This is a genomic window from Dehalococcoidales bacterium, from assembly GCA_028716225.1.
GTDB lineage: Bacteria > Chloroflexota > Dehalococcoidia > Dehalococcoidales > UBA5760 > UBA5760.
Genome location: JAQUQE010000083.1, coordinates 1 through 4,398 on the forward strand (window position 1 = coordinate 1; position 4,398 = coordinate 4,398).

Consider the following 4,398-nt stretch of genomic DNA (forward strand, 5'->3'; position numbering starts at 1 on the left):
AAAATCCGGCGTCACGTTTGATCAAATATGCTGGGAGGTCATTAACCTGATCCCCAAAGCCTGGAAGTATTCTGGCATTGCCTGCGGTGAGATTATCCTCAAGGGAAAGGTTTTCAGAACAGATAATGACCAGGACACTAGATGGAATCTTTCCTCAGATATAAAGATGCACGGGATAAAGGTTGGTGTTATCAAGGTATCGTATTTAGAAAAATGCCCAAAGCTTGATGAAGGACCATTCCGAACAGAAGAGAGGCTATTGCTGGATGTCGTTGCCGAGCGGTTGGGAAAAGCTGTCGAACAGCAGGAGACACGACAGATTATGGAACGGAGTGAGCATTGGTATCACCTCTTGGCCGACAACGTTTCCGATGTTATCTGGACAGCAACCATGGATTTGAAGTTTACCTACTTCAGCCCTTCTGTTACGAGGATGAGAGGTCATACGGTTGAAGAAGCCATGGCGGAGACATTGGAAAAGATGTTGACGCCGACATCCTATATAATCGCAATGAGCGTTTTGGAGGAAGAGCTGTTGATAGAGGCTAATCCCCATAAAGACCTGAACCGGTCGCGTGTGTTGGAACTTGAGGAGTATCGTAAAGACGGCTCCTCCATCTGGGTTGAGATTAAAATGAGTTTCCTACGGGACCAGGGCGGGAAGGCTGTAGGAATTCTTGGTGTCACGCGAGATATCACGAAACGGAAGCTGGCAGAGGAAACCATCCGTCAACTAGCCTACTATGACACGATTACTGGCCTGCCCAACCGCACACTGCTATATGACCGTATTAATATGGCAATAGCTCAGGCCGAACGGAACCGGGAAATGCTTGCCGTACTGGTGCTGGATTTGGATAGATTTAAGGATATCAATGATAGATTTGGACACGAAGTAGGGGATTGTCTCCTTAAGCATGTCGGCACACGAATAACAGATATCCTGCGTAAAACTGATACCGCTGCTCGAATGGGGGGCGACGAGTTTGTGATCCTTTTACTAAGCTTGACCAAGGTAGAATATGTGAGCACAATCGCAGAAAAAATTACGGAGGCTTTTCGTCAGCCATTTGTGATAGATGGCCAAGAAGTGATATGCACAGCCAGTATTGGAATTGCGACATATCCGCATGATGGTCAAGATGTCGATGGGTTAATCAAGAATGCTGATATGGCTATGTATCGTGCTAAGGAGCGAGGCAGAAATAGATACGAATTCTCCATAAAAGCGCACTAGGGCTTGTACCAAAATGAAACAATACTAATTAGTAACATCCGGCTTAGCATATGGTTTACGGATAGAAAAGATTCTGAGTGTCATCTGCCCTACTTATCTAAGATAGGGCATTAATAGTCAACCTGTCACACATCGTATATGACGGGAAGTCTCACTCTTAACATCCGCCAAATATTCAGAGTTGCTAAAGGCTTTTGCATTTATCCAAACGCTTTAGATTAGCTCATGGAGCTTACCCTGGGATATCCTATTGCCCACTAATACGTTTATTATATTTGGAACATATGTGAGAGAAGGGGGTTCAGTTATGGGTAAAAGAATTACAGTCATTGCGGTTACTCTGCTGACAACTGCAATATTGTTGGCAGGATGTATCAGTCAACAACCGGCTGAACCTACAATCGCAGTTAAGGACGCAGCTGGGGCCAGGGATGCTTCGTTGTCATATATTCATTCTGCCGGAGGGAATGAGGCTCCTTCCCCCGGGGGTGACTGGAGCACGGAGGATATTACCCCGGATCTACTGGGTATTACCGCCTGGCAATTCACAAAGGATGATTGGACGGTTACTGTTACCTATCCCGTAGTAGCACCTGAGAACATAATATATACCGTGGTGGTAGAGAGCCAGGGAAACGGCTGGTATTGGAAAGGGACTGTTACGCCATCCGGAAATGTCTCTGAAATAATCCCATTCGGTAGATTTAGTGAAGAAAGAAGCATGGAAATAGCCAGGGAATTTCTTATCGCCAGCCCAACCTTTAGTTTTGACGGCATCGAAGAAAGCCTGGAATTAATAGAGACCCTTTATCCCGAGATCGAGTTTGCCCGGCAGTTCATTTTTGAGTTTGACTGCCGTCATCCCGGATACGGTGATAGAACCGGTGAAATACTGGCTCAGGTGATCACACACCACCAGGCCTCTATTGCTATAGAGAGGTATCAGGTTGTATCGGCTATAATGGATGAAGAGTGGGATATGATCCAACAAAAGCAAATCGATTCCTCACCACCTCCACCAGCGCCAGTACCGGCTGCGCCAAACGACAGCGTCGTAACAGCCAAGGTTATTGATATCATAAATACTTCCGGAGATTTTCCCTGGGAGATGTTAGTTGAGATTGAATCTTCAGAAGATGTCCCGGGATACATTAACGCTACAGCACACCTGATCGGGGAGCAGATCACATTAAAGACCATGGAGGACTTATCTGATATCGAGAGAGACCAGGTAATTGCTGCCAATGTGAAATTAGAGGGGGATGAGAGAATAAGATTCTACTCGGCGTCGAATATAGAATAGACAGATTCCCATAGTGACCAAAATAAAGGGGGCCCAGGAGTATATTTCCTGGCCCCCCTTTGCCTGTTAACCAGATTCCCTTAAAACTCAAACAGCTCCGGCTGTTCGGATTTCCTTTGTTCCTCAGCTTCATCCCGTTCTATTCGTCTATCCGCTCTCGCCCGTTCCTGTCTCACCTTGACCCGCTGACGGTATATCCAGTCCTTTAGTCTCTTAAGCTCAGCCATCTGGTAGTCATCAAGGCTCTCTACCCGGATATCCTCCGGCATCTGGCCACCTTTATGCCTGGTATAGGTTTTGGTAGAGACGTAAAGATAGATCCGGCTCCAGTCGTGGTCCATCGGGAAACTCAGCCCGGCGGTGTAGAGATAGGCGCAGGCCTCGGCATCGGTACCGGTTTCATCTTCCCCCTTAGAGGCCCTGATACCCATCTCCAGCCTGTCCATCGTGATGGCTCCCTTAATCCAGTCGGGTAAGGTCTCTCCCCACCCTCCAGGGAATACCAGAATCGGGTCGGTGAATATCCCTACGATATCACTTACCATAGAATCTCCTGTTTTTGGCACAATAACCCTCCTTCATTTGGTCGTTTTTAACCTATATATTCTGTTCTGCTAACCGACCAGTACCGGCTGCCGGCCGTAGCTGGCGGTTCGCCTCTCCGCTTCTACGGCTCCGTCGGGTAAATCGCTACGGACAGCCTTGATTGCCGACTTGATGTAGTCTATCCGATCGATGTCGCAAACAAGGTGCACCAGACGCTGGTCGAGATACTGGGGCAGGTTAGGTATGTTCCGGGCTTCGTTAGCCACAATCCTGGCCTGCGCAAGCGGTTCGGCGGCCTGGTTTACAAACTCCTCCACCATGTCCATCGCCTCGCTTACCAGTAGCGCGCTCCACTTAATGGGCACAAATAACCCTCCTCTCTTTAGATTTGCCCCTTACCACGCATAGACAGAGGGAGTATCACTCCCACGCACTGGGGGAGTAATACCCCCTTGTTACAAAAAAAGAGCACAAAAAGGGTGCTTCACAACACCCTCTTTGTGCGTGTCTTTTTGAGTTCAAGCGTTCAATTTCAGGCTACAGCGACTGGCTCTCTTACCTTGCCCTTTCGCTTCGCTTTCGGCTTTGTCTCAGCTTCAGCTAGAGGCTCGGCTACCTCTACCTCTACCTCTGGCTCGGTAACCTCTGGCTCGGCTTCTGTTACCTCATCGGCTACCCCTTCGCTCTCGGCTTCGGCTTCTGGCTTGCCTTCGGCTTTCGGTGTGTGCTCACTGGTAAGCATCGGCATTACCACCAGCTTATAGCCATTAGTGGTAAAGAGGACTGGCGACTTGCCATCGGTGAGCTTTAACTCTGGCATACCGCCACAGGCTTTTAACGCTTCGGCAAGGTAACCGCCGTCTAGCCTCACCCTGTTAGCCTCGCCCTCAACATCGGCTGGCATTGTGGCTTGCCCCTTATCATCGGGATTAGCCAGCACCATAACGCCGTTATCAAGGGTAATGTCTATCGGGTAAGACTTGCTGTCGGCCAGTGCTCTCAGTGTGCCGATTGCCTTACCTGCCTCAACAGTGTCGAAGTGAGCGGTGGTCTTAGCCTCGGTCGGGATTAGCTTCTCCCAGTCGGGGAACTTGCCGTCGTCGCTAACCCATTGATAGCGGATTAGCTCGGTGTCAATGGTGAGCGTCTTGATGTCCTCACCCCCAAAGCTAACCCTCGCTCTATTGGCGCTCCGTAAGGCATTGGCTATTCCTGCTAGCTCTTCACGGCTTATCAGGACTTCGCCCTCTCCGTCATAGTCAAGGCTTACTACCGCCAGTCTAAAGCCGTCGGCGCTTACCAGCGTGAGCTT

Annotated in this window: 5 protein-coding genes; 2 read left to right on the forward strand and 3 right to left on the reverse strand. The window is 49.2% G+C overall.

The window, feature by feature from the left end; genetic code table 11:
* Both PHI12_13680 and PHI12_13685 read left to right on the forward strand, forming a co-directional pair.
* Positions 1 to 1,237, forward strand: a 1,237-nt coding sequence (locus tag PHI12_13680; protein ID MDD5511843.1) for a diguanylate cyclase, incomplete at its 5' end; no start/stop codon positions are given.
* 307 nt (positions 1,238 to 1,544) lie between these two features.
* Entirely contained in the window at positions 1,545 to 2,540 is a 996-nt protein-coding gene (locus PHI12_13685; GenBank protein ID MDD5511844.1) for a hypothetical protein, read from the forward strand.
* Between the two features lie 80 nt (positions 2,541 to 2,620).
* On the opposite strand, the gene PHI12_13690 is transcribed toward PHI12_13685, so the two are convergent.
* The 3 genes from PHI12_13690 to PHI12_13700 all read right to left on the reverse strand — a co-directional run.
* The gene (locus PHI12_13690; GenBank protein ID MDD5511845.1) at positions 2,621 to 3,106 is read right to left on the reverse strand and encodes a hypothetical protein; all 486 of its coding nucleotides are present in this window, start codon (positions 3,104 to 3,106) and stop codon (positions 2,621 to 2,623) included.
* A 48-nt stretch (positions 3,107 to 3,154) separates the two neighbouring features.
* Positions 3,155 to 3,451 (reverse strand): hypothetical protein, encoded by a 297-nt coding sequence (locus PHI12_13695; GenBank protein ID MDD5511846.1) that lies wholly within the window; start codon positions 3,449 to 3,451, stop codon positions 3,155 to 3,157.
* 167 nt (positions 3,452 to 3,618) lie between these two features.
* On the reverse strand, positions 3,619 to 4,398 hold a 780-nt coding region (locus PHI12_13700), incomplete at its 5' end, for a DNA polymerase III subunit beta (GenBank protein ID MDD5511847.1).